The following is a 23,967-nucleotide window of genomic DNA, read 5'->3' as shown; positions in this document are numbered from 1 at the left end:
CGCTCCATCGGCACTTCAAGGAATCATTAGCAGGTGACGTCATGGCCATAACCCAACCCTTGCAATTGCTCGCGCCCCTGTCCGGGGTGCTGCTGCCCCTGGACCAGGTTCCGGACCCGGTGTTTTCCAGCCGGGTGATCGGCGACGGCGTGTGCATCGACCCGACTTCCCAGACCCTCTGCGCACCTCTGTCCGGGGTGGTCAGCAACCTGCAGCACAGCGGCCATGCGGTGAGCATCACTGGTGAACAGGGCCAGCAGGTGCTGATGCACATCGGGCTGGACACGGTGAACCTGGCGGGCAAGGGCTTCACCTGTCTGGTCGAGGAGGGTCAGCAGGTCTCGGCAGGCCAGCCGCTGATCGAGTTCGATGCTGATTATCTGGCCCGGCACGCGCGCAGCCTGTTGACCCTGATGCTGGTGGTCAGTGGCGAGGCGGTGATGGGGCTGGTGTCCGGCAGCCTGCTGGTGGAGCTGGGACAGCCGGTGTTGCAGATCGAGCCCGCCTGCGCAGAGGAAGGGGCCAAGGTCGAGGGCGCTGAAGCAGAGGCGCTGTTTTCCAAACCGCTGATCCTGGGCAACCCCCAGGGGCTGCACGCACGTCCGGCGGCGTTGCTGGCCCAGGCCGCCAAGGGCTTTGCCGCGAATATCTGCCTGCACCGGCGCCAGGACTCGGCCAATGCCAAGTCCCTGGTGTCGATCATGGCGTTGCAGACGGTGCAGGGCGATGTCTTGCAGGTCAGTGCTGCGGGTGCGGATGCCGATCGGGCGATCCAGGTTCTGGTGGAGCTGCTGGCCTCGGGTTGTGGCGAGAAAGTCAGTGCTGCGGCGCCGAGTCCTGAGCCAGTAGCGGCGCGGGATGAGTCGTTGGAGACGGTTCTGCGGGGTGTCTGTGCGTCACCGGGTTCGGCGGTCGGCCAGGTGGTCCAGGTGGCTGAGCAGCGCCTGCAGATAAGCGAGTGGGCGGCAAACCCGCAGCAGGAGCGTGAAGTCCTTGAGCGGGCCTTGCGAGAGGCGGTGCGGGGCCTGCAACAGCTGCGGGACAATGCCCCGGGTGAAGCACAGCAGGAAATCTTCCGTGCCCACCAGGAGCTCCTCGACGACCCGAGCCTGTTGCAGCAAACCGAAGCCCTGATCGTCACCGGCAAGAGCGCCGCCTTTGCCTGGAACAGTGCCATCGAGGTTACCGCCGAGCTGTTCAAGGGCCTGGGCAGCACGCTGCTGGCTGAACGCGCGGTGGATCTGGCGGACGTCGGCCAACGGGTGCTCAAGCTGATTCTCGGGGTGCAAGAGCATGCCGTGAGCTTGCCGGACCAGGCCATTCTGATTGCCGAGCAACTGACCCCCTCGCAGACCGCCAGCCTGGACACGGCCAAGGTGCTGGGGTTTGCCACCGTCGGCGGCGGCGCCACCAGTCACGTGGCGATTCTCGCCCGAGCCCTGGGCCTGCCGGCGATCTGTGGGCTGTCCCCCCGGGTCCTGTCCCTGGCCAACGGCACCCGGGTGCTGCTGGATGCCGATCGCGGAGAACTGCATACGGACCCTGACCCGCAACGCTTGCAGCAACTGGAGTCCCTGCGTCAGCAGCAACGCCTGCGCCAGCGTCAGGACCTGGCCCAGGCGGCGCAACCGGCGGTGACCCGCGATGGTCATCATCTGGAGGTCACGGCCAACATTGCCTCTCTGGCGGAGGCCGAGCAGGCCATGAGCCTGGGAGGCGAAGGCGTCGGCCTGTTGCGTTCGGAGTTCCTCTACCAGGACCGCAGCCACGCCCCCAGCCTGGAGGAGCAGGCTGAAACCTATCGGGCCATCGCCCAGGCCCTGGGCCCTGAGCGCAATCTGGTGGTGCGCACCCTGGACGTGGGCGGCGACAAGCCCCTGGCCTATGTGCCCATGGACAGTGAAGCCAACCCCTTTCTCGGCCTGCGGGGCATCCGCCTGTGCCTGGAGCGCCCCGAACTGCTGCGGGAGCAGTTCCGGGCGATTCTCGCCAGCGCCGGGCAGGCACGCCTGCACATCATGTTGCCCATGGTCAGCCAGCTGGCGGAGCTGCGTCAGGCGCGGCAGCTACTGGATGACGAGGTTCGGGCCCTGGGCCTGGCGGAAAGGCCCAAGTTGGGCATCATGATCGAGGTGCCTTCGGCGGCCCTGATGGCAGACCGCTTTGCTCCGGAGGTGGATTTCTTCTCCATCGGCACCAACGACCTGACCCAGTACACCCTGGCCATGGACCGTGATCATCCGCGCCTGGCCAGTCAGGCCGACAGCTTCCACCCGTCGGTGCTGCGCCTGATCGCGCGAACGGTGCAGGCCGCCCATGCCCACGGCAAGTGGGTCGGAGTCTGTGGTGCACTGGCGTCCGAAACCCTGGCAGTGCCGCTGTTGCTGGGCCTGGGGGTGGACGAACTGTCGGTGAGCGTGCCGTTGATTCCGGCCATCAAGGCCCGGGTACGCGAGCTGGATCTGAGCGAATGCCAGGCGCTGGCAGCTCGGATCATCGATCTGGAGGACGCGGTTCAGGTACGTGAATACCTGCACAAGCAGCAAGTCGCAGCCGATTCACTGGTTCTGGAGAACTGAAAATGTTCGAGAAATTGCAACGCGCGTTCTGGAAAGCCCTGACCCCGGATCTGATCCCTGATCAGCCGAAGGCCCCCAGGGCCAACGGCAATGTTCTGAATGACGCAATGCTGGCGGCGCTGGGTGGCAGCGCCAACATCAAGAGCCAGCAACCCCTGGCCCTGACCCGCCTGCGCCTTGAGCTGCATGATCCGCAACTGCTGGACAGCAGCGCCTTGCGCGTGGCGGGGGTACCGGCGGTGATGCCCCTGGCCGGTGGCGTGGTGCATCTGCTGCTGGGATTGCAGGGCTGAGGGGGCTGTTCGCCGGCCAGCCGGCTCCTGCAAGAGCAACGGGCTTGCCAGCGAGCAGACTCTCGAAAACACCCATCGTTTCCCCGTCTCGCCTGCGTCCCGTCGCCGCGCCGGCCTTACTGTTTCTCAACTGCGGGTGTATCGTATTCGCCTTTTGCGGGCCTGGGCCCGCGGCTGATACGTGAGGTAGTTGAGTCCATGTCCTTTACCCGTCGACAAATACTCGGTGGTCTGGCCGGTCTGGTAGTGGTGGGCGTGGGGGCGGGCGGCGCATCGCGTTATTGGCTGGGAAAGATGGCTGACGCCGAGGCGGGGCACGATTACGAGCTGATCGCCGCGCCACTGGACGTGGAGCTGGTGCCTGGGCACAAGACCGAGGCCTGGGCCTTCGGCCCTTCAGCGCCGGGTACCGAACTGCGGGTGCGCCAGGGCGAATGGCTGCGGGTACGCTTCATCAACCACCTGCCCGTGGCCACCACCATCCACTGGCACGGCATCCGCCTGCCCCTGGAAATGGACGGCGTGCCTTACGTCTCGCAACTGCCGGTGCTGCCCGGCGAATACTTCGATTACAAGTTCCGCGTACCGGATGCCGGCAGCTACTGGTATCACCCCCATGTGAACAGCAGTGAAGAACTGGGTCGCGGCCTGGTGGGCCCGCTGATCATCGAAGAACGCGAACCCACCGGCTTCAAGTACGAGCGCACCCTGAGCCTGAAAAGCTGGCACGTGGATGAAGAGGGCGCGTTCATGCCCTTCAGCATCCCTCGGGAGGCGGCGCGCGGTGGTACGGCCGGGCGCCTGTCCACCATCAACGGTGTGTCCCAGGCAGTGATCGACCTGCCGGCCGGGCAGATCACCCGGGTGCGCCTGCTGAACCTGGATAACACCCTGACCTACCGCATCAACATCCCGGATGTCGAAGCGCAGATCTACGCTCTGGACGGCAACCCCATCGAGCCGCGCCCCTTGGGCAAGGAATACTGGCTGGGCCCGGGCATGCGCATCTGCCTGGCGATCAAGGCGCCGGCGGCCGGTGTGGAGTTGTCCCTGCGCAACGGACCGGTGCGCCTGGGCACTTTGCGCTCGGTGGCCAACAACGACGCGCCCACCCAGTGGCCCGCTGCCTTGCCGGCCAACCCCGTGGCCGAGCCGGATCTCGACAACGCCGAGAAGCTCAACTTCAATTTCGAATGGGTTGGCTCGGTCTCGGTGAACGTGGACAATGGCAAGCCGCCAAGCCTGTGGCAGATCAACGGTCAGGCCTGGGACATCACCGACAAGACCTGTGCCGACCGCCCGATTGCCACCCTGAAAAAGGGCAAGAGCTACATTTTCGAATTGAAGAACATGACCCAGTACCAGCACCCGATCCACTTGCACGGCATGAGCTTCAAGGTCATCGCCTCGAACCGCAAGAAAATCACCCCCTACTTCACCGACACCTACCTGCTGGGCAAGAACGAGCGTGCCCGGGTCGCCCTGGTGGCGGATAACCCGGGGGTCTGGATGTTCCACTGCCACGTGATCGACCACATGGAAACCGGCCTGATGGCCGCCATCGAGGTGGTGTGATGCGCCAGATACGCCCGGCGCCGATCATCGACCGCAGCCGCGACCAGGACTTCATGCGTGAAGCCCTGGCCCTGGCCGCGCAGGGCGCTGCCCTGGGCGAGGTGCCGGTTGGCGCGGTGCTGGTGCTGGATGGGCAGGTCATCGGCCGTGGCTACAACTGCCCCATCAGCGGCAGCGATCCCAGCGCCCACGCCGAGATGGTGGCGATCCGCGAAGCGGCCCAGGCGGTGAGCAACTATCGCCTGCCCGGCAGCACCCTGTACGTGACCCTGGAGCCTTGCAGCATGTGCGCCGGGCTGATCGTCCATTCGCGCATTGCCCGGGTGGTGTACGGCGCACTGGAACCCAAGGCCGGCATTGTGCAGAGCCAGGGGCAGTTCTTCACCCAGGGGTTTCTCAACCATCGGGTGCTGTACGAGGGCGGGGTGCTGGCCGAGGAGTGCGGCACGGTGCTGAGCGAATTCTTCAAGGCGCGTAGAGCGCGCTGATCTCAAACCGGTTCGCGGCCTACACAAAACCGTAGGAGCCGGCTTGCCGGCGAAGAGGCCCTTGAGCCTTGCGCCGCTCTGGCGGGCGCCTTCGCTGGCAAGCGGAACGCCGCCCGGCCAGCTCCTGCGGGGGAAGGCGGGGTTATTTCTTGGCGACTATCACCGCACGCATCGGCGCCGGCAGGCCTTCGATGGTCTTGCTGTGGTCGTTGGGGTCCAGGAAGTCGCTCAGGGACTGATACTTCATCCACTCGGTGCCGCGCTGTTCCTCGATGCTGGTCACGCTCACATCCACGCAACGCACATCGCTGAAACCGGCCCGTCGCAGCCACAGTTCCAGGGCCGGTACGGACGGCAGGAACCATACGTTGCGCATCTGCGCGTAGCGATCTTCCGGTACCAGCACCTGATGCTGGTCGCCTTCCACCACCAGGGTTTCCAACACCAGTTCACCGCCCTTGACCAGGCAGTCCTTGAGCGCCAGCAGGTGCTCGATGGGCGAACGGCGGTGGTAGAACACCCCCATGGAGAACACCGTGTCGAAGCCTTCCAGATTGGCCGGCAGGTCTTCGAAGGGGAACGGTAGGTGCCACACTGAAGGCTCCGACAAGTAACGCTGCACCGCCTGGAACTGGCAGAAGAACAGCCAGTTGGGGTCGACGCCGATCACGCTGTGGGCGCCGGCGCCAAGCATGCGCCACATGTAGTAGCCATTGCCGCAGCCGACATCGAGGATGCGCTTGCCCTCAAGGTTCAGGTGCGGGGCGACCCGCGACCACTTCCAGTCCGAACGCCATTCGGTGTCCACGTGCACGCCGAACAGGTCGAACGGGCCCTTGCGCCACGGCGACAGGCCCATCAGTGCGGTGCGCATCTGCGCCCGAGTGGCGTCGTCGCAGTCGGTGTCCAGGCGCAGGCCATTGATCAGGTCGATTTCGCTGGGCTGGATCTTCGGCAATGCATCCAGGGCGCTTTGCCAGCGCTCCAGGTCGCCATGGCCTTTTTCCATCTTGGCGTCGAGCTGGGCTTGCAGCCCATTGGCCCAGGTGGCCAGGGGCGTACCCGCCAGACGGCGAGCGAGGGGGGACAGATCAATCATGGCAGGGCAATCAACGAGGCAAAGTTAAGGCATTGGAACCACGGCACGACTTTCGAGAACCCGGCAGCCAGCAGGCGTTCGCGGTGTTCTTCGAGGCTGTCGGGCTTCATGACGTTTTCGATGGCACTGCGCTTCTGGGCGATTTCCAGTTCGCTGTAGCCGTTGGCGCGCTTGAAGGCGATGTGCAGGTCGGTGAGCAGGGCGTGTTCCTGGTCATCGTTGAAGCGCAGCTTCTCCGAGAGGATCAGCGCGCCACCGGGTAGCAGCGACTGGCGGATGCGCCCGAGCAGGGCCAGACGCTGCTCGGGGGCGATGAACTGCAGGGTGAAGTTCAGGGCCACCACCGAGGCCGGCTGGAATTCCAGGGCCAGGATATCGCCCTCGATCACCTGCACCGGCAGCAGCTCCTGGAACATCGAATCCTGGCCGTTGAGGTATTCCCGGCACCGTTCGACCATGGCTGCGGAGTTGTCCACCGCGATGACCCGGCAGCCATCCGTGCGCACATGGCGGCGCAGGGCCTGGGTCACTGCCCCCAGGGAAGAGCCCAGGTCGTAGAGCACGCTGTTGGGCTGGGCGAACTGCGCCGCCAGCACCCCGAGGTTCTCGACAATGGTCGGGTAACCCGGCACCGAGCGCTTGATCATGTCCGGGAACACCCGCACCACATCCTCGTTGAAGGCGAAGTCGGGCACCTGGGCCAGTGGCTGGGCGAAAAGGCGGTCGGGTTCTTTGCTCACGGCGGTTCCGGCGATGGAGATAAAAAGAGGGCGGCATTGTAGCCGCTGCCGCAGGCTGCGATAAGGCCCGCAGGGCCTTCAGGGGCGCAAGGGCGACGCAAGGTGGGGTCCTTTCGCCGGCAAGCCGGCTCCTACGGAGAGTAGGGACCGGCCTGTCGGCGCAGGCGGCTCAGCGTGGCTTCTGGCTGAACGCCGAAGCGGCAATGCCCCACTGGCCCAGCCAGTAGAAAATGATGATCAGGTAGGGCGCGGCGTCGAAGGCCAGCACGAAGCGGCTGATGCCGATCAGGCTGTCGGAGAAGGCAAAGCTCAGGGCGCCCAGCGCTGCCAGTACCGCGGACCGCGTGGGCACCGCTGAGCCGAGGCGTGCCAAGGCGCGCCAGAGCATGGCGCTGATGGTCAGGGCGTAGACGATCACCGGCACCAGCAACGGCCCCAGGCCGTGGGAGATCAGGATGCTCAACAGCACCGCGCCAATGGCCAGTGCCACCAGCAAGGGCAGCAGCGCCGGGCGCCGGCAGTCGCTGAGATAAGCCTTGAGGTAGGCCAGGTGTGCCACCAGGAAGGCTCCGAGACCGAACACGAACAGGTCCGTGGGCCAGGCCAGCAGGACATCCCCCAGCACCGAGAACAGCAGGCCGATGATGATCCAGCGCCGGTAGTCCCCGGGCGGTGCATCGTGCAGCCAGCCCAGCAGGGCCAGCACCGGCAGTGGCTTGACCAGCAGGCAGAGCAGGGTGGCATGCACGCTGACGCCGTAGAGGAAGGTCGCGGCGCCCATCAGCGCCAGTATCAGCCAGCCCATGTCAGTTCACCGTGATCGAGCAGTCGAAGGCCTTCACCGGGGCCTCTTCCGGTGCCCAGGGTTGCTGGTAGGTCAGCAGCAGCCGGCCCTGGCCGCTGGCGAAGGCCTGGAAGCGCCAGGTCGACTGCCCGCCACTGCCCACCAGGCCGGTGTCTTCGGGGTTGCTGTAGACCTCGGGGCTGACCTTGCGCAGGATGCCGCCGGCCGAATCCTGGATCGCCCAGCGATAACCGGTGGTGGGGTTGCTTGGCAGGGTGAGGATCAGGTTCTGCCCATTGTGCAGTTGCAGCGGGCATTCACTCTGGTTTTCAACGGTGACGTTCTGCTTGGGCTGGCTGGCGCAAGCGGTCAGCAGGGCGAGGCTGAGCAGGGCAAGAAGGCGGGGTGTGGGCATGGGTCAGGAAGCTCCGATCATTCATGACGAACGGCGAGCATAACTGAAGATGATGGGCGGTGTGGGGAGGGGAATAAAGGTTGGCGGTTATGGCCTGTTCGCCGGCAAGCCGGCTCCTGCGAGGGGGGCCCTGCAGGAGCCGGCTTGCCGGCGAAAGGGGTTAGAACAGTACTTTGGCCACGTCGGCAAAACGCTTGGCAAAATGCACGGTGATGCCTTCCTTGAGGTAGTCCGGCAGTTCTTCGAAATGCCCGCGGTTGGGCTCCGGCAGGATCAGCTCGTGGATCTTCTGGCGCCGCGCGGCGATGACTTTCTCGCGCACCCCGCCAATGGGCAGCACGTGGCCGGTGAGGGTCAGCTCGCCGGTCATGGCCACGCCTTTCTTCGGCGGCTGGTTGCGCGCCAGGGACAGCAGGGCGCTGGCCATGGTCACCCCGGCACTGGGGCCGTCCTTGGGGGTGGCGCCTTCGGGAACGTGCAGGTGGACGAAGGCTTCGTCGAAGAACTTGCTGTCGCCGCCGAATTGCTTGAGGTGCGAGCTGACGTAGCTGTAGGCGATCTCCGCCGATTCCTTCATCACATCCCCCAGTTGCCCGGTGAGCTTGAAGCCGCGGTTGTGGGTGTGAATGCGCGTGGCCTCGATAGGCAGGGTGGCGCCGCCCATGCTGGTCCAGGCCAGGCCGGTGATGACCCCGGTGCCGCTCAGGACCTGCTCGTTACGGAACACCGGCATGCCCAGGGAAGCCTCCAGGTCCTTGGGCGCGATCTTGATCGTGGCGTCCGGCTCGTCCAGCAGCTTGACCACGGCCTTGCGTACCAGCTTGCCCAGTTGTTTCTCCAGCTGGCGCACCCCGGCTTCCCGGGCGTAGCCATCGATCACCGTGCGCAGGGCGCTGTCGCTGATGCTCAGGCTGGTCTTGGCGACACCGGCCTTTTCCAGCTGCTTGGGCCACAGGTGGCGTTTGGCGATGGCCAGTTTTTCTTCGGTGATGTAGCCGGACAGGCGAATCACTTCCATACGGTCCAGCAGCGGGCCGGGAATCGAATCCAGGGTGTTGGCAGTGCACACGAACAGGACCTTGGACAGGTCCATGCGCAGGTCCAGGTAATGATCGAGGAAGTCGACGTTCTGCTCCGGGTCCAGGGTCTCCAGGAGGGCCGAGGCCGGGTCGCCCTGGTAGCTCTGGCCCATCTTGTCGATCTCGTCGAGCATGATCACCGGGTTCATCACCTCCACTTCCTTGAGGGCCTGCACCAGCTTGCCCGGCTGGGCGCCGATGTAGGTGCGGCGGTGGCCCTTGATCTCGGCTTCATCACGCATGCCGCCGACGCTGAAGCGGTAGAACGGCCGCCCCAGGGATTCGGCGATGGATTTGCCGACGCTGGTCTTGCCGACACCGGGTGGGCCTACCAGCAGCACGATGGAGCCGCTGATCTCGCCCTTGTAGGCGCCCACCGCGAGGAATTCGAGGATACGGTTCTTGATGTCGTCGAGCCCGGCGTGGTGCTTGTCCAGCACCTTGCGCGCGTGCTTGAGGTCGAGCTTGTCGTCGCCGAAGACACCCCAGGGCACGGCCGTGGCCCATTCCAGGTAGTTGCGGGTAACCGCATATTCCGGCGAGCCGGTCTCCAGGATCGACAGCTTGTTCATTTCCTCGTCGATGCGTTTCTGCGCCTGGGGCGGCAGCACTTTGCCAGTCAGGCGCTGTTCGAACTGCTCCAGGTCGGCGCTGCGGTCATCCTTGGTCAACCCCAGCTCCTGCTGGATCACCTTGAGCTGCTCCTTGAGGAAGAACTCGCGCTGGTGCTCGCCGATCTTGCGGTTGACCTCGGCGGAAATCTCTTTCTGCAGGCGCGCCACTTCGACTTCCTTGCGCAGCATCGGCAGGACTTTTTCCATGCGCTTGAGCATGGGTACGCAGTCCAGCACTTCCTGCAGTTCGTTGCCGGTGGCGGAGGTCAGGGCGGCGGCGAAGTCGGTCAGGGGCGACGGATCGTTGGGGCTGAAGCGGTTGAGGTAGTTCTTCAGCTCTTCGCTGTACAGCGGGTTGAGCGGCAGCAACTCCTTGATCGCATTGATCAGCGCCATGCCGTAGGCCTTGACCTCGTCGGTGGGCTCGCTGGGCTGATGGGGGTACTCGACCTCCACCAGGTAGGGCGGACGATGGTGCTTGAGCCAGGTGCGGATGCGCACCCGGGTCAGGCCCTGGGCAACGAACTGCAGCTTGCCGTTTTCACGGCTGGCGTGATGGACCTTGACCAGGGTGCCGTACTCCGGCAGCGCGGAGGTATCGAAGTGCCGCGGGTCCTCCTGCGGGGTGTCCATGAAAAACAGGGCAAGGGAGTGATGCTCGGATTTGCTCACCAGTTCCAGGGTTTCGGCCCAGGGCTCTTCATTGACGATGACCGGCAATACTTGCGCAGGAAAGAAGGGACGATTGTGAATCGGGATGATGTAGACCTTGTCCGGCAGATTCTGTCCGGGCAGGGCCAGGCCGGTGCCATGGGCAGCCTGGTGTTCGGTGTTTTCCGGATCGACGTAGTCACGTGGATCTTCGGGAAATTCTTGCTGGTCGCTCATGGAGGCTCCTGCGCGATGGACTATGCAGCTTAGATGGGGCAGGTCGCCGCGGGTTTCAATGGGGGACTGGTTTCAGCGTTTTTCCGAAGCGGTGGGAAATGCCGCTGCATCGCCTCTTGCCCTGGCAGAGAAGCGTTGCATAGCCGCGGTCTAGGCTGTTCTTGCTGCATGCCTGGGGGTTTTTGCGAAGGGATTCAAGCTCACTTGAAGGGGCTGTTTGACATGGGTTGTCAATAAAATGACTGCGATGTCACCTGTTTTATTGCGTGATCTTGTGTAATTTGAGGATTAATCTGATTGCCCGGAATGCCGGAATGAAGCTGGCATTTATTTGACGCGCGCATTCAGCTTCTCAGAGGGATGGGTATGAAGAAGGGATTTTTCAGCTTCCGGCAGGGGTTATCCGCGTCGGCCTTTTCAAGGCCCGCCTGGGACTTGGAGCGACTGAGAGCAGCCTTATGAAGTGGCGCCGAACCTTTCAGGCAAGGATTGTCGGGGTGCTGGCGCTATTGCTGTTGGTATTGATTGCCGCGGTGTATTTCGCGGTCAAGACCGCCACTACCCAAGCGGTGGAGCGCCAGGCGCAATTGCAACTGAAGATCGGCACCCGGGTATTCGAACGGCTGCTGGACTTGCGCGGTCGCAACCTGCAGTACGGTGTCGACTGGCTGGTGGTGGATTCCGAGTTTCGCCGGGCGGTGCTCAGCGGGAAGCCGGTGGATATCCTTGCCGCCCTGGCCCAGCATAGCGGCGGCATCCGTTCCAGCGAGATGTTCGTGCTCAGCCCCGAGGGCCGGGTCATCGCCAGCACCCTGCCGGTGATCGCCCGGGACCAGCACTTTCCCTACGACCAGGCCCTGCGCCGGGCCATGCGGCACAACACCCACATGCTCTTCGTCGCAATCAAGGGCCGGCCCTATCTGCTGGTCCAGGGGGAAGTGCTGGAGTCGCTACCCATCGCCCGGGTAGTGATGGGCTTTCCCATGGATGAGCTGTTTGCCCAGGAACTGCGCTCCATGAGCAACCTGGAAGTGTCGTTTCTGACGGTCGATGGTCAGCATCCCGGCGAGCTGTTCAGCACCCAGCCGGAGTTCTTCTGGTCGCCCATCATCAATGTCCTGGCCGACTCCCTGTGGCAATCCCTGCCGCAGTTGAGCGAGACCCATGGCCAGCGTTTCCTCAACCAGGCCTTGCAACTGGCCAATACCGGGGATGCCGGCGATCCGCGGGTCATGGCCTTGCTGCAAAGCCCCCTGGAGCAGGCGTTGCAGGCCTTTGCCCCGCTGGACCGGGAGTTCATGTGGATCGCCATGGTGGCGCTGGTGGTCTCCCTGGTCTGCGCCCTGCTGATGGCGCGGCGGGTATCGCGGCCCCTGGAAGACCTGGCCCAGGCGGCAAGACGCATCGGTGCCGGTAACTATCAGGCCCCGGTAACCATCAAGCGCAGCGACGAGTTCGGGGTGCTGGCAGATGCCTTCAACGCCATGCAGAGCGCCATTGCCACCCGCGAACGGCAACTGGCCCACAATGCTCTGCATGATCCGCTGACCGGGCTGCCGAACCGGGCCCTGGCCATCGAACGCCTGACCAAGGCCATTGCCGCCCGGCGCAATGTGGTGCTGCTCTACCTGGGCATCGACAACTATCGGGCGATCAACGAAGGCTTTGGCACAGAAGGCCTGGACCAGATGATGGGCGAGCTCAGCCGGCGCCTGCGGGAAGTATTGTCCCAGGGCGATACGGCGGCCCGGATCACCGCCAGTGAATTCCTCCTGCTGCTGGAGAACACCGAACTGGACGGGGCCATGGCCATGGCTGACCGGCTGCATGACCTGCTCAGCCGGCCGCAACTGATCCAGGGCGATGAGGTGCGCCGGCAGATCTGCATGGGGATGGCGGTGTACCCCGCCGACGGCAAGTCCGCCGAGGAACTGATCAGCCGCGCCGCCATCGCCCGCCATGATGCTTCGCTCAAGCCCGGTTACTTGCAGGTCTACCAGCAGGACCGAGACCTGGCTCACCAGCGGCAGATCAGCCTGATCCGCGACCTGCGCCGGGCGGCCGCCGAAGGTGAGCTGTTCCTGTTGTACCAGCCCAAGCTCGATCTGCGCCGGGACTACCTGCACCAGGCCGAAGCCCTGCTGCGCTGGCAGCACCCGGTGTTCGGCGTGGTCTCGCCGGCGGAATTCATTCCCCTGGCCGAGCGCACCGGCAGCATGCACAGCCTCACCGCCTGGGTCATCGAAGCCTGTATCCGCCAGCTGGCGGAGTGGAACCGCCGGGCCCTGCCCGTACGCCTGTCACTGAACATCTCGGCCAGCGACCTGGAGGACGACGGCCTGGAGGTACGGGTCAGCGATTACCTTGAGGGCTATCAGGTGGCAGCCGAACAGTTGGTGTTCGAGATCACCGAGAGCGCCATCATGCGCGACCCGGAGCAGGCCCTGGCCGTGCTGCAACGCTTGCGCGGCTGCGGCATCAGCCTGTCGGTGGACGATTTCGGTACCGGCTATTCATCCCTGGCGCAGTTGCAGCGCCTGCCGGTGCAGGAACTGAAGATCGACCAGTCGTTCATCCGCAATCTGGATGAAACCAGCGGCGATGCGGTGATCGTGCGTTCCACCATTGAAATGAGCCACAAGCTGGGGCTCAAGGTGGTGGCCGAAGGCGTGGAATATGAGCATTGCCTGAAATTGCTGGAAAGCTGGGGCTGCGACACGGTGCAGGGCTATCTGATCAGCCGACCGTTGCCGACCGAGGCCTTTGAGCGCTGGCTGGTGAACTCCCGGGTGTCGAGCTGAAAGCTGGATGGCCGAGGGGCCATCCAGGGGGCGCGCTCAGGGGGCGGCGGACTCGGCCTTGGTCAACAGGCTTTGCAGCTCCGGCTCTATGCCTTCCTCACTGAGGTTGTCCATGATTTCCAGGATGCAGGGCGCATAGCGGGGCTCGATGGCCGCTTCCGACCAGTCCAGTTCATAGATCGCCATGACCCTCACGTCCAGGTAGGGCGAATCCACCAGCAGGCGTTTCAGCAGCTCGATGGCCGGCGGGCTGCGCAACTCTCCCAGGGACACCGCGCAGCGGTGCTGCCAGTACTCGGGGCGCGACAGCAGGGTTTCGCCGAGGCGTTGCCATTGCGCCGGGGTAAAGGCGTGGAGGACTCCCTTGGCCACCTGCTCGGTGGTGTATTCGTTCCAGTTGGCGGCTTCCGAGTCACCGAACCAGTGGTGTAACCGTTCAAACAACTCATCACGCTTATCCGTACTCATGATGTCTTTCTCCTGCGAGGGCGGTTGCGCCAGCACGCTGTTCCTGGCGTGCCGCCCAATGCCATGGCGTTTATACCGGCGTGCCAGAACCGATGCTGCCTCATTTGCGCAGGGCTTCCCAGCATTAACGGCGCGCGCTGACCAACCGTGTCTTGGCATTCTGGTGCAGGCCGCCCGATAGCGCGGCCCCGATTGTCCCGGTTTACCAGGTGCCGGCGAACTTCACCGCCGCCGCGGCGCGCGACGGCACCTTGAGGGTATGCAGCAGGGAAGACACGTGGATGCGCACGGTGAACGGCGAGATATCCAGCTCTCGGGCGATTTCCTTGTTGGTCTTGCCCTGGGCGATCAGGCGCAGGACTTCCTGTTGCCGGGTGGTCAGCTGGCTCACTTCGGCGCAGGCGTCCAGGGGCAGCAGCAGGCCGGAAGGCGCGTACTTGACCACCACGTCGCCTTCGCGGATGGCCTGAATCGCCTGGCCGATCTCGTCCGGGCTGATGCTCTTGCCGATGAAACCGTCGGCCCCGGCGGCCATGACTTCGGCGATCAGGTCCTGGTTGTCGACCATCGACACCACGATGATCGAGGTGCGCGGCAATTGCTGGCGCAGGCCGGCAATCATGCTGACCGAGGTCAGGCCGGGAAAGCGCAGGTCGAGAATCAGCGAGTCCGGCTCCTCGCCGCTCTCGGCCAGGGCCATTACCGCAGCCAGGTCGCCGGCCTCTTCGAGCACGGCATCGGGCAGCAAGCGCTGGATGGTGCGCAGCATGCCTTCGCGAAACAACGGGTGGTCGTCGGCGACGATAATCCGGCATGTCATGTTTGAAACTCCTTGAAACATCCAGTCCTGTGGGCATGCTAACTTGGCGCACGGCGTTGTAACTGCCCGCTGGTCGTGTCCGATGGGCCAGTTTGCCGAACGGCAAAAGACCACGGCAGCGCATATTGCACAAGGAGGTGATTGCATGAAAGTTGAGAAAGACAGTGAACTCGATCAGGCCACCCTGCGGATTATCGTCGCCGGATGCGCCCTGGTCTGGTTTGGCGTGATCGGCTTCCTGCCGGGGCAGGATGTGGATCCCTACGTGCCGGTGATGATCTACATTTCCCTGTTCATGCTGGGTTCGATCGTGCTGCGCATGGCCATTGCCCGTTGGCCCGGGCACTACCCGGCGCGGCGCATCCTGGGCATGGTCTATGACTACACCGGCACCTGTTACGGCCTGGTGGTAGGCGGCGAGGGGGCGCTGCCGATCTATGCGGTGATGGTCTGGGTCAACCTGGGCAATGGCATGCGTTTCGGCTCGCGCTACCTGGCCATCGCCACCGTGCTGGCGCTGTTCGCGCTGTTCATGGTCTACCTGCTGACCCCCTATTGGCAGGCCCAGCCCTACATGGTGCTGATGCTGATGATCACCAGCACGGTGATCCCGGTGTACGCCCACATCCTGCTCAAGCGCACCCGCCTGGCTTCGGAAGAGGCGATTGCCGCCAACCTGGAAAAGTCCCGTTTCCTGGCCCAGGCCAGCCATGACCTGCGCCAGCCGATCCACTCCATCGGCCTGTTCACCGCCTGCCTGCGCGAAGCCAGCCTGGGGGTGGATGAGCGGCGCCTGGTGGACAACATCGATCGTTCGCTGCTCAACGTCTCGCAGCTGTTCCGCTCGATCCTCGACCTCTACACCCTGGACAACGGGCGAGTGCAGCCCAAGTACGAAACCGTCCACCTGGGCGAACTGCTGCGCGACCTGGTGCGCCAGAATTCCGAGGCGGCGCGCTGGGCAGGTGTCGAACTGCGGCTGCGGCCCTGCGCCCATTGGGTGCGGGTCGATCCGGGGCTGCTGGCGACCATGGTGCAGAACGTACTGTCCAATTGCTTCAAGTACGCCGCGGAACGGCCGGTGCTGATTGGCGTGCGCCGGCGTGGCCAAGGCCTGGCCATTGTCATCTATGACCAGGGCCGGGGGATTGCCGAGGAGCATCTGCCGAAGATCTTCGATGAGTTCTACCGGGTTCGCCAGGTACGGGACAAGGACGTCGAAGGCGTCGGCCTGGGCCTGTCCATCGTCAAGCGCCTGGGGCAGATGACTGACCTGCAGGTGACGATTCGTTCGCGGGTCGACCACGGCACCACGGTCAGCCTGCACGGCCTGTCACTGGCCGCGCCACAGCGTTTGCACGGTCGTGACGAGGCGTTGCAGAGCGGCTTGCTGACCGGGCTGCGGGTCTGTCTGGTGGAGGATGACCGTAACGTGCTGCTGGCCACTTCGGCGCTGCTGGAGCGCTGGGGCTGCGTGGTCCAGGCCGAATCGAGCGGGGAGAACCTGCTGACCGATTGCGACATTATCGTCGCCGACTATGACCTGGGCACCCGGGCCTCGGGTATCGAATGCATCGACAGCATCCGTCAGCAGCGGGGCTGGGAAGTGCCGGCGCTGATCATCACCGGGCACGACATCGAGAAAATCCACGCCGCCCTGCACGACCGCAACATCGCCATCCTGTCCAAGCCGGTGCGGCCGGTGGAACTGCGCAGCACCTTGCGAGCCCTGCGCGAGGCACCGCTGGTGCCTGCCCACAGGGCTGCGGCGCCAGAGACAGTTACCAGGTCCGGCACGGGATAAGCAGGGGGTAGTTGGTCATGGTCAGCTTCTTGTTCTCGCCGCTGGCCAGTTCGACGAAGTCATCCAGCATGCCCGAGTACGAAGAGATCGAACTGCGCTCGGTGTAGTAGTGGGTGGTCACCGGCCCGTAGTTGGTGTTGCTCTGGCCGGTGCCCACGTACTCGTTCCAGCGGCTGGTGCCGTACACCATATCGTGGCCCTGGACGAAGTAGCGGCCCGGTTGCAGCCCCGTGAACTGGAAGATGCCGTTGCCGTCGGTGCGGGTCACCCGGTGCACGGCCAGGGCCTCGGGGACCATGCTCACCGGTGCGCCTTCGGGTTGGGACGCGCGCAACTTGTGCCAGGCCTGCAAGTGCGGGGTGGCCGGGTAGAGATAGATCTCGACGTTGCGGCTGTCTTCGATACCGTCATTGCCGACGATACAGAACTTGCCGGTGAGCGTTGCGGTGCCGGGTTGCAGCGCGGCGCGCGCGGCCTGGGTGTCGAAGGGCTCGTCGGGGTACTGCACGGTGGGAATCTTGACTGGCGGGTATTCGTCCAGGGTTCGCCCTTGGCGCGGCGCGCAGGCAATCAGGGTACAGGCGAGCAGGGCCAGGCCTGTCACCATGAAGAGACGGGGTTTCATCAACTCAGGACCTTTTCAGGAGGGAGTGGTGCTCGCCCGACGCTGTCCCGCTGCTACACCGGGGCAGCCCGTCGCGGCGAATCTGGTTGGCCAGGGGCTAGCGGTTTATTGCTTGTTGCACTCGGCCGGCAGCGCTACTGCTCCACCCATGGTGGCGAAGGCGACCATGCCGCCGCTGGGCAGTACGCAATTGTATTCGCCGGCACTGGTGCTGGCGGTGAAGTAGGTCTGGGACGCGTCGCTGCGCACGTTGGAAACCGTGGAAACCGGCTTGCCAAGGGTGATCTGGGCGCGGTTCTTGAGGTCGTCGTTGCTCGGTTTGGCGATGGCGCAACCGCCCAGGGCGAGTGCCAGGAGGCTGAGCAGGGCAACGGGGCGGAGGCTGGACTGGAGTTTCATGATGAATCTTCCTTGGTGTTGTTGTGTTTTCAACGGCGCAGCCGCTCCCGACACCGCAGGCTGGCAACGGTGGGGAGATCAGATGGTTGCCCGGCACTATAGCCCCGGGTTGGGGGAGGGTCGATTAGCACAAATGGGCTAATGTCGCTTTGCAATTACGGGACTGCTGGGCAGGCGAACAGGGCCGCTTGAGAGGGCCGGCGAGGCGCCGCCGGTCTTGGAGTCAGGGTCAGGTCAGCAGTTGTTCCTGCAGGCGTCGGCCCAGTACGTCCAGCAGGTCGCAGCCATCGCGCAGGGGGATGACGCACAGCTGGGCGAAGTCCTGGAGCAGGGCCGGGTTGCTCTGCAGGTTGTCGTGGCTGGCGATGTTCTCCAGCAACTGGGTGGCCGCGCGGATGCGGTGCGCGGCGGCTTCGTGGAGAGCGTCCAGCGGGGCCTGGGTGTCCACCAGCAGGGCGGGGATGTTGTAGTCGTTGCTGGTGAGGGGCATGTATTGCTCCACGGCTTTGTCCAAAGTGCAGGCTACAAACAGGTCAGGCATTTGCTGGTGCTTTGCGCGCCTGACGATATGAGGGGCTTCCACACCCCTGTCACTGAGTTATCAATGACCCCCCAGACCTTAAGGGCAGAGCCCTTGAGGGGCAAGGTGATGCGATGGGACGTGAGTTGTAGGAATTTTCGGTGACCTTCCTTTGAAGGGCTGCCGGTCGAGCAAGATGGAATGACAAGCCCCTTGTAGGAGCCGGCTCGCCGGCGAAGAGGCCCGCAAGCCATGCAGCGCCCGGGCCCGCGCCTTCGCTGGCAAGCCAGCTCCTACGCAGAGGGCGAACGGCACAAAAAAAGGCGGCTACCAGAAGGTAGCCGCCTTTTTCATGCCTGCCGGTAAAGCTTATTCCGACAGTTTGTAGGCAATGATGTAGTCGCCCATCTTGGTGCCCAGGGAGCCGTGGCCGCCCACGACCACCAGCACATACTGCTTGCCATCCTTGCCGGTGTAGCTCATCGGCGTGGCCTGGCCACCCGCTGGCAGGCGGGACTTCCACAGCTCCTTGCCGTTCTTCACGTCATAGGCGCGGATGTACTGGTCCAGGGTGCCGCTGAGGAAGCCCACGCCACCACCGGTAACCATGGAGCCGCCCATGCTCGGCACGCCCATCGGCAGCCCGATCGGGATCGGCGAGCTGTCACGGCTGGTGCCGTTCTTGTGCTTCCACACCACTTTGTTGGTGGTCAGGTCGATACCGGCCACGTAGCCCCAGGCCGGAGCCTGGCAAGGTACGCCGAGCGGCGACATGAACGGGTGCATGATCACCGCGTAAGGCGCGCCGGTGTTGGGTTGCACGCCCGAGGTCTCGCTTTCGCGCTTGCTCCCGGCAGCCACTTCGGCACGCGGCACCAGCTTGGAAACGAAGGCCATGTAGTTCGGGCTGGTGAACAGCAGTTGGCGAACCGGGTCCAGGGACACGCTGCCCCAGTTGAACACGCCCACGTTGCCCGGGTAGATCAGGCTGCCCTGCACCGACGGCGGGGTGTACTGGCCTTCATAGCGTAGTTCCTTGAACTGGATGCGGCACAGCATCTGGTCGAACGGCGTCGCGCCCCACATGGCTTTCTCGTCCAGTGGCGGCGGCAGCAGGTTCAGGTCCGAACGGGCCTGGGTTGGCGCGGTGTGGTCGCCTTCGACAGCGCCGGTGGGGGCCGGTACTTCACGGATCGGCACGATCGGGGTGCCATCGCGACGGTCCAGCACGTACAGGCTGCCTTGCTTGGTCGGCTGGATCAGCGCCGGCTTGACGCCGTCCGCAGTCTTCATGTCGAGCAGGGTCGGCTGGCTGCCCACGTCCATGTCCCACAGGTCGTGGTGGGTGAACTGGTAGTTCCAGCGCAGCTTGCCGGTGTCGATGTCCAGGGCCACGGTGCCGGCGCTGAATTTCTCGGCGCCCGCGGTGCGGTTGCCGCCCCATTGGTCAGGCATCTGGTTGCCCAGTGGCAGGTAGACCATGCCCAGTTTCTCGTCGACGCTGGCCAGGGACCACATGTTCGGCGAGTTGCGGGTATAGGTCTTGCCTTCCGGCAGCGGAGTGGTCTCGTCCGGGTTGCCCGAATCCCAGTTCCACACCAGGTGGCCGTCGTGCACGTCGAAGGCGCGGATCACGCCGGACGGCTCGTTGGTCGACTCGTTGTCGGTCACGTGGCCGCCAATGATCACCAGGTTACGGGTGATGGCCGCCGGGGAGGTGGAGTAGTAGCCGCCCGGGGTGAATGGGCCGATACCGGCCTTCAGGTCCACGGCGCCCTTGGTGCCGAAGTCTTCACAGACCTTGCCGGTGTCGGCGTTGATGGCGATCAGGCGCGCATCGGCGGTAGGCAGGAACAGGCGACGCGGGCAGCTGGTAGCGATGGCCTGGCCCGCTGGGGACAGGGTGGCCGGCTGGCTGATGGCGTCGGCGTTCTTGAAGTTGGCTTCGTCGTAGTACGACACGCCACGGCAGGTCATGTGTGCCCAGCCACGGAAGTCGTCGCCGTTGGGGCCCTGGATCTGCGGGTCGAAGCGCCAGATTTCCTTGCCGGTATCCGGGTCCAGGGCCAGCACCTTGCTGTGGGCGGTGCAGGCATAGAGCTTGCCGTTGACCTTCAGCGGGGTGTTCTGGTTGGTGATTTCCACCGGGTCCTTGTCGGTCGGCATGTCGCCGGTGCGGATGCGCCAGGCTTCCTGCAGCTTGCCGATGTTGGCCGGGGTGATCTGCTTCAGCGGCGAGTAGCGATCGCCGAACTCGGTGCGGCCGTAGGCCTGCCATTCACCGTCGGGGATGGCCGGCGCGGTGCTGGTCATGTCCGCGGTGTCGCGGCCCAGGTCACCGGAGATTTCCCCGGGGTTGGTGAACTGGCTGCCAATGGCGGCGCCACCGGCCAGGACCACGGCCACGCTCAGGGCAGCGGTGCCCAGCGGGGCCGGGCCATCGCGCAGCAGCGGGCGACGGAACCAGGGCAGCAGCAGGACCACGCCGAGGGCGAACCACAGCGACAGGCGTGGCACCAGTTGCCACCAGTCCAGGCCGATTTCCCATAGCGACCAGACGGTACTGGCGAACAGTACCAGGGCGTACAGGCCCAGTGCTGCGCGTTTACCGGCCAGCAGCAAGAGGCCGGTCAACGTCAGGCCGATACCGGCCAGGACGTAATACAGCGAGCCGCCGAGCATGCTCAGCTTGATCCCCCCGGCCAGCAAGGCCAGGCCCATTAGCAGCAGCAAGATCCCGAGCAGGCTTGGCAGCAAGCGGCTCGGACTTGAAGCACCCTCAGTGCTCATAGTGTGGTTCTCCGTGACGTTTAGAGTGTTCCCGCGCATGTTCACTGTAGATGACGATCAGGCGCGGGCTTGGTTCAGCTGAAAACTGTGAATGGCGTCGTTGTGTGCCTGTCGGCCTTAGAACGAACTCTGGATCTTGATCCCGCCGATCAGGGCGTCGTCCACCCGGCTCACGCCGCCGGGGTGGCGGATGTATTGCAGGTTGGGGCGCACGGTCAGCCAGTTGGCCAGGTGCACGCCGTAGTACAGCTCGGCGCTGTATTCGGTGTCCTGGGGCGGCAGGTAGCTCGGGTTGTCGTAGTCGTAGAGCGCCCGGGCCTGGTTGCTGGCCTGGGCGTTCTTGCGGTACGCCGGGTTGACATGGACCCGGGCCAGGGCAAAGCCGATGTCATCCTTGGCCCGGGCATCGAACAGCCCCTTGTAGACCAGGCCCGCCTGGACATAGTTGTCGATGGCGTTGGTCTTCTTGTCGTGGGCGGTGACGTTGGCGAACAGGCTCAGGCCGCGGGAGTGGTCGCTGGCCTGGCTGGTGACCTGCTGTTGCGCGCCCAGCCACAGGCCGTGCTTGCTGGAGCTGCTGCGGTAGGCCTCGCCGGTCAGGGCTGCAGGCTGGCCATTGCCATCCTTGTAGACGTCGCTGGCCTTGGCGCTGCTGTAGTAGTAGCCGGCGCGGTACTCACCGGCCAGGCCGTTGAGTTTGGGTGTCCACACCAGTTCCACTGGCAGCAGTGTGCCCTGGGTGCCGCTGCCGCTGAGCTTGAAGCCGTTGTCGCGATCGAGGTTCGAGGGGTTCTGCTCATAGGCACCGATCTGCGCGTAGAGCTCGGCGTTCAGGTGGTATTTGACCCGCAGGGCCCACTGGCTGACCGGCCAGTTGTACCAGACGCTGCCGGCCCAGTTGCCCACCTGGGAGCCGCAGAACGCCAGGTTCTGGAAGTCGCAGGGAAAGCTGTTGAAGTCTTCGCCCTGGCCGAAGCGGCCGGCCTTGATGTCGAGCTTCTGGTCGAAGAATTTCTGCTGGTACCACATTTGCGTCAGGCGCCAGGTCTGGCCGCGGCCCCAGACTTCCTGGGCCGAGGTGAAGCCGCCGACCCGCGGGTCGTTGATCCGGTCGTTGCTGATGTTGTCGCCGTCGCGCTTGGTCACCGTCAGTTGGAATTCGGCGTCGTCCCAGCCGAGGATCTTCTGCAGGTCCAGGTGGCTGCCGAAGGCAAACTGGTCGCTGTAGCGCGCGGTGCGGTCGTGGTCGTAGCCACCGTGCAGGTTGGCGCCCATCTCGCCGACGTAGTCGATCTTGAAGTCGTAGCCTTTGTTGGCCAGTTCCGTGCGGGTGCCATTCCAGTCGCCGAGCATCCACGGTGAGTCACTGTCGAAGGCCGGTGCGGCCTGGGCGCAGGCGGCAAATCCAAGGGCGCCGAGCAGGCTCAGGCTCTTGGGCAGGGCGACGGAAGTCAGGACAGCGCTGTCTTTTAAACGCTGAAAAGTGGGCATAGGCATTCGGATAAGGTCTTTTTCTAGGAATAGGCAGAAGCAAGGGCATGGCGCGTAGCATCGATGCAGGTTGATCGAGAACGGCAGGCCACTGATTTCAAAGGGAAAGATGAAACGGTTCAGCTTTATTAGGGGGCTAAGGATAAAGCGCCGTCTCCGGGAGAGAAAGCGCTTTTATTGACATGAACAGTTTCGCAATCGGTAACAGTTCCCGGCCCGGGCTCTGCTCAGCGTGGGGCGCTGGCCTGGGCGAGGCTGGGTTTGTGCCGGGTGTGGCTCAGGGCAAAGTGCGCCACCAGGCCGAAGATCAACCCCCAGAACGCGGCGGCCAGGCCCAGGAAGCTCATGCCCGATGCCGTGACCAGGAAGGTGATCAGCGCTGCTTCACGCTGTTTTTCGTCGGCCATGGCGCCGCTCAACCCGGCGTTGATGGCGCCGAACAGGGCCAGGCCGGCCAGTGCCGCAATCAGCTCCTTGGGCAGGGCGGCGAACACCGAGGCCAGGGTTGCGCCGAAAATCCCCATGAGGATGTAGAACAGGCCGCAGGCGATCCCGGCGATGTAGCGCTTGTCCTTGTCTTCATGGGCTTCGCGGCCGGTGCAGATGGCAGCGGTGATGGCCGCCAGGTTGATCCCGTGGGAGCCGAACGGCGCCAGCAGTGCCGAGGTGATGGCTGTCCAGGAAATGATCGAGCGGGCCGGGGTGTTGTAGCCGGCGCTGCGCATCACCGCCATGCCCGGCACGTATTGCCCGGTCAGGGTGACCAGGGCCAGGGGCAGGCCGATGTTGATGATGGCGTGCCAGCTCCACTCGGGAGCGATGAAGATCGGCTGGGCCACCGCCAGGGTGATGGCACCGCCATTGAGTTCGCCCAGGCCTGCGGCCATCGCGCAGCCCACCAGCAGCACCGCGAGGATCGCGTAGCGGGGTGACAGGCGCTTGCCCAGCAAATAGGCGGCGATCATCGCCAGCACCAGGGCCGGTTGCAGGCTGACCGAAGTGAACAGGCCGGCGCCGAAGCGGAACAGGATGCCCGCCAGCATGGCGGCGGCAATCGCCTTGGGCAGGCGGCTCATGAGCTTGTCGAAGGCCCCGGAAAGCCCGACCAGCGCGATGAGCAATGAGGCCACGATGTAGGCGCCGACGGCCTGGGGCAGCGACACCGTGGGCAGCATCGACACCAGCAGCGCCGCGCCGGGGGTGGACCAGGCGGTGATCACCGGCACTTTCAGGCGCCAGCTCAGCAGCAGGCCGGTGAGGCCGCTGCCGATGGAGATGGCCCAGATCCACGATGACACCTGGTCGCTGGGCAGATGGGCTTCGCGGGCGGCCTGGAACACGATGATCAAGGGGCCAGCGTAGGAAATGATCACGGCGATCAGGCCGGCGATCACGGCGGAGAGGGACAGGTCCTTGCTGAGACTGTGCATGGCATCTCGACTGGGCATGGGTGGGAGGGATTGAGTCGATTGGGTTGGTGCTGTCTGAGTGTATTTCAATGAATTGAATCGATTCAATTGTTTCTCGGGATGGCTCTACCGAAGTTGGCTGTGGTTTGTTGATAACTTAATGATTTATAGGAATTTATAGATCATATAAAAATTTTTTAGCGGTTTTGAGTCGCCAGTTTGGCTTGAAGATCGAATCAATTTTCCAAATGAGTCGATGTTAAGGGGCGATCCATGGCTGTGATAT

At 64.2% G+C, this 23,967-nt stretch carries 19 protein-coding genes; 6 read left to right on the top strand and 13 right to left on the bottom strand.

Translation table 11 applies throughout. From position 1 onward, the window contains the following. Positions 1-41 precede the first annotated feature (41 nt). The 4 genes from ptsP (at position 42) to tadA (ending at position 4,935) form a co-directional block, all read left to right on the top strand. The gene (gene ptsP / locus AC1RCO_RS18965) at positions 42-2,579 is read left to right on the top strand and encodes a phosphoenolpyruvate--protein phosphotransferase (RefSeq protein WP_492617945.1); all 2,538 of its coding nucleotides are present in this window, start codon (positions 42-44) and stop codon (positions 2,577-2,579) included. 2 nt (positions 2,580-2,581) lie between these two features. Further along, positions 2,582-2,872 (top strand): PTS sugar transporter subunit IIB, encoded by a 291-nt coding sequence (locus AC1RCO_RS18960; RefSeq protein WP_011063183.1) that lies wholly within the window; start codon positions 2,582-2,584, stop codon positions 2,870-2,872. Between the two features lie 198 nt (positions 2,873-3,070). Next, positions 3,071-4,447, top strand: a complete 1,377-nt coding sequence (locus AC1RCO_RS18955) for a multicopper oxidase family protein (protein WP_015636864.1) — start codon at positions 3,071-3,073, stop codon at positions 4,445-4,447. Further along, positions 4,447-4,935 (top strand): tRNA adenosine(34) deaminase TadA, encoded by a 489-nt coding sequence (tadA, locus tag AC1RCO_RS18950; RefSeq protein ID WP_011063181.1) that lies wholly within the window; start codon positions 4,447-4,449, stop codon positions 4,933-4,935. The genes AC1RCO_RS18955 and tadA overlap by 1 nt, the downstream gene beginning before the upstream one ends. A gap of 142 nt (positions 4,936-5,077) precedes the next feature. Here the strand turns inward: tadA and cmoB are convergent, their stop codons facing one another. From cmoB to lon, 5 genes are all read right to left on the bottom strand, one after another. Then, entirely contained in the window at positions 5,078-6,034 is a 957-nt protein-coding gene (gene cmoB / locus AC1RCO_RS18945; protein WP_011063180.1) for a tRNA 5-methoxyuridine(34)/uridine 5-oxyacetic acid(34) synthase CmoB, read from the bottom strand. Beyond that, a complete protein-coding gene (gene cmoA / locus AC1RCO_RS18940; protein ID WP_011063179.1) occupies positions 6,031-6,774 on the bottom strand; it encodes a carboxy-S-adenosyl-L-methionine synthase CmoA in 744 nt (247 codons plus the stop codon). Before cmoA ends, cmoB begins: the two co-directional genes overlap by 4 nt. A gap of 169 nt (positions 6,775-6,943) precedes the next feature. Then, positions 6,944-7,579, bottom strand: coding sequence for a lysoplasmalogenase (locus tag AC1RCO_RS18935; RefSeq protein WP_011063178.1), 636 nt, complete (start codon positions 7,577-7,579; stop codon positions 6,944-6,946). Position 7,580: 1 nt separating this feature from the next. Next, positions 7,581-7,973 (bottom strand): protease inhibitor I42 family protein, encoded by a 393-nt coding sequence (locus tag AC1RCO_RS18930; protein ID WP_011063177.1) that lies wholly within the window; start codon positions 7,971-7,973, stop codon positions 7,581-7,583. 160 nt (positions 7,974-8,133) lie between these two features. After that, positions 8,134-10,554, bottom strand: a complete 2,421-nt coding sequence (gene lon, locus AC1RCO_RS18925; RefSeq protein ID WP_011063176.1) for an endopeptidase La — start codon at positions 10,552-10,554, stop codon at positions 8,134-8,136. A gap of 458 nt (positions 10,555-11,012) precedes the next feature. Here lon and AC1RCO_RS18920 point away from each other — a divergent pair, with 458 nt between their 5' ends. Continuing rightward, positions 11,013-13,355 carry a putative bifunctional diguanylate cyclase/phosphodiesterase gene (locus tag AC1RCO_RS18920; RefSeq protein WP_015636861.1) on the top strand — a complete coding sequence of 781 codons (2,343 nt, stop codon included), beginning with the start codon at positions 11,013-11,015 and terminating at the stop codon, positions 13,353-13,355. A gap of 36 nt (positions 13,356-13,391) precedes the next feature. On the opposite strand, the gene AC1RCO_RS18915 is transcribed toward AC1RCO_RS18920, so the two are convergent. Together AC1RCO_RS18915 and AC1RCO_RS18910 are read right to left on the bottom strand one after the other, a co-directional pair. Continuing rightward, positions 13,392-13,823 (bottom strand): hypothetical protein, encoded by a 432-nt coding sequence (locus AC1RCO_RS18915; RefSeq protein ID WP_011063174.1) that lies wholly within the window; start codon positions 13,821-13,823, stop codon positions 13,392-13,394. A gap of 202 nt (positions 13,824-14,025) precedes the next feature. Next, positions 14,026-14,643: a LuxR C-terminal-related transcriptional regulator gene (locus AC1RCO_RS18910; protein WP_015636859.1), complete on the bottom strand. Its 618-nt coding sequence runs from the start codon at positions 14,641-14,643 to the stop codon at positions 14,026-14,028. A gap of 145 nt (positions 14,644-14,788) precedes the next feature. Here AC1RCO_RS18910 and AC1RCO_RS18905 point away from each other — a divergent pair, with 145 nt between their 5' ends. Next, positions 14,789-16,447, top strand: coding sequence for an ATP-binding response regulator (locus AC1RCO_RS18905; RefSeq protein WP_053153562.1), 1,659 nt, complete (start codon positions 14,789-14,791; stop codon positions 16,445-16,447). Here the strand turns inward: AC1RCO_RS18905 and AC1RCO_RS18900 are convergent. The 6 genes from AC1RCO_RS18900 to AC1RCO_RS18875 all read right to left on the bottom strand — a co-directional run bounded on the left by AC1RCO_RS18900 (position 16,425) and on the right by AC1RCO_RS18875 (position 23,702). Beyond that, positions 16,425-17,072, bottom strand: coding sequence for a carboxypeptidase-like regulatory domain-containing protein (locus AC1RCO_RS18900; protein ID WP_026019976.1), 648 nt, complete (start codon positions 17,070-17,072; stop codon positions 16,425-16,427). The genes AC1RCO_RS18905 and AC1RCO_RS18900 overlap by 23 nt on opposite strands. A 105-nt stretch (positions 17,073-17,177) precedes the next feature. Then, complete coding sequence (locus tag AC1RCO_RS18895; protein ID WP_220223212.1) at positions 17,178-17,471, bottom strand: hypothetical protein; 294 nt, start codon at positions 17,469-17,471, stop codon at positions 17,178-17,180. A 229-nt stretch (positions 17,472-17,700) separates the two neighbouring features. Further along, positions 17,701-18,012 (bottom strand): hypothetical protein, encoded by a 312-nt coding sequence (locus AC1RCO_RS18890; protein WP_019093113.1) that lies wholly within the window; start codon positions 18,010-18,012, stop codon positions 17,701-17,703. Between the two features lie 348 nt (positions 18,013-18,360). Continuing rightward, on the bottom strand, positions 18,361-20,781 hold the full coding sequence (locus tag AC1RCO_RS18885) for a glucose/quinate/shikimate family membrane-bound PQQ-dependent dehydrogenase (RefSeq protein WP_015636854.1): 2,421 nt from the start codon (positions 20,779-20,781) through the stop codon (positions 18,361-18,363). 117 nt (positions 20,782-20,898) lie between these two features. Further along, entirely contained in the window at positions 20,899-22,272 is a 1,374-nt protein-coding gene (locus AC1RCO_RS18880; protein ID WP_011063168.1) for a carbohydrate porin, read from the bottom strand. Positions 22,273-22,499: 227 nt separating this feature from the next. Beyond that, a complete protein-coding gene (locus AC1RCO_RS18875; RefSeq protein ID WP_492617944.1) occupies positions 22,500-23,702 on the bottom strand; it encodes a benzoate/H(+) symporter BenE family transporter in 1,203 nt (400 codons plus the stop codon). Positions 23,703-23,967: the final 265 nt, after the last annotated feature.

Source organism: Pseudomonas sp. GW823-FHT03E05 (assembly GCF_058796855.1).
Note: the sequence above shows the minus strand (reverse complement) of the source record. Positions and strands in the feature narration are given on the sequence as shown.

Excerpts from the sequence above, each read along its gene's own strand:
- AC1RCO_RS18885 (WP_015636854.1), bottom strand. The coding sequence starts at position 20,781 with ATGAGCACTGAGGGTGCTTCAAGTCCGAGCCGCTTGCTGCCAAGCCTG.
- AC1RCO_RS18895 (WP_220223212.1), bottom strand. The coding sequence starts at position 17,471 with ATGAAACTCCAGTCCAGCCTCCGCCCCGTTGCCCTGCTCAGCCTCCTG.
- AC1RCO_RS18930 (WP_011063177.1), bottom strand. The coding sequence starts at position 7,973 with ATGCCCACACCCCGCCTTCTTGCCCTGCTCAGCCTCGCCCTGCTGACC.
- AC1RCO_RS18880 (WP_011063168.1), bottom strand. The coding sequence starts at position 22,272 with ATGCCCACTTTTCAGCGTTTAAAAGACAGCGCTGTCCTGACTTCCGTC.
- tadA (WP_011063181.1), top strand. The coding sequence starts at position 4,447 with ATGCGCCAGATACGCCCGGCGCCGATCATCGACCGCAGCCGCGACCAG.
- AC1RCO_RS18935 (WP_011063178.1), bottom strand. The coding sequence starts at position 7,579 with ATGGGCTGGCTGATACTGGCGCTGATGGGCGCCGCGACCTTCCTCTAC.
- lon (WP_011063176.1), bottom strand. The coding sequence starts at position 10,554 with ATGAGCGACCAGCAAGAATTTCCCGAAGATCCACGTGACTACGTCGAT.
- AC1RCO_RS18900 (WP_026019976.1), bottom strand. The coding sequence starts at position 17,072 with ATGAAACCCCGTCTCTTCATGGTGACAGGCCTGGCCCTGCTCGCCTGT.
- AC1RCO_RS18915 (WP_011063174.1), bottom strand. The coding sequence starts at position 13,823 with ATGAGTACGGATAAGCGTGATGAGTTGTTTGAACGGTTACACCACTGG.
- cmoB (WP_011063180.1), bottom strand. The coding sequence starts at position 6,034 with ATGATTGATCTGTCCCCCCTCGCTCGCCGTCTGGCGGGTACGCCCCTG.
- AC1RCO_RS18890 (WP_019093113.1), bottom strand. The coding sequence starts at position 18,012 with ATGCCTGACCTGTTTGTAGCCTGCACTTTGGACAAAGCCGTGGAGCAA.
- AC1RCO_RS18955 (WP_015636864.1), top strand. The coding sequence starts at position 3,071 with ATGTCCTTTACCCGTCGACAAATACTCGGTGGTCTGGCCGGTCTGGTA.
- ptsP (WP_492617945.1), top strand. The coding sequence starts at position 42 with ATGGCCATAACCCAACCCTTGCAATTGCTCGCGCCCCTGTCCGGGGTG.
- AC1RCO_RS18875 (WP_492617944.1), bottom strand. The coding sequence starts at position 23,702 with ATGCACAGTCTCAGCAAGGACCTGTCCCTCTCCGCCGTGATCGCCGGC.
- AC1RCO_RS18960 (WP_011063183.1), top strand. The coding sequence starts at position 2,582 with ATGTTCGAGAAATTGCAACGCGCGTTCTGGAAAGCCCTGACCCCGGAT.
- AC1RCO_RS18920 (WP_015636861.1), top strand. The coding sequence starts at position 11,013 with ATGAAGTGGCGCCGAACCTTTCAGGCAAGGATTGTCGGGGTGCTGGCG.
- AC1RCO_RS18905 (WP_053153562.1), top strand. The coding sequence starts at position 14,789 with ATGAAAGTTGAGAAAGACAGTGAACTCGATCAGGCCACCCTGCGGATT.
- AC1RCO_RS18910 (WP_015636859.1), bottom strand. The coding sequence starts at position 14,643 with ATGACATGCCGGATTATCGTCGCCGACGACCACCCGTTGTTTCGCGAA.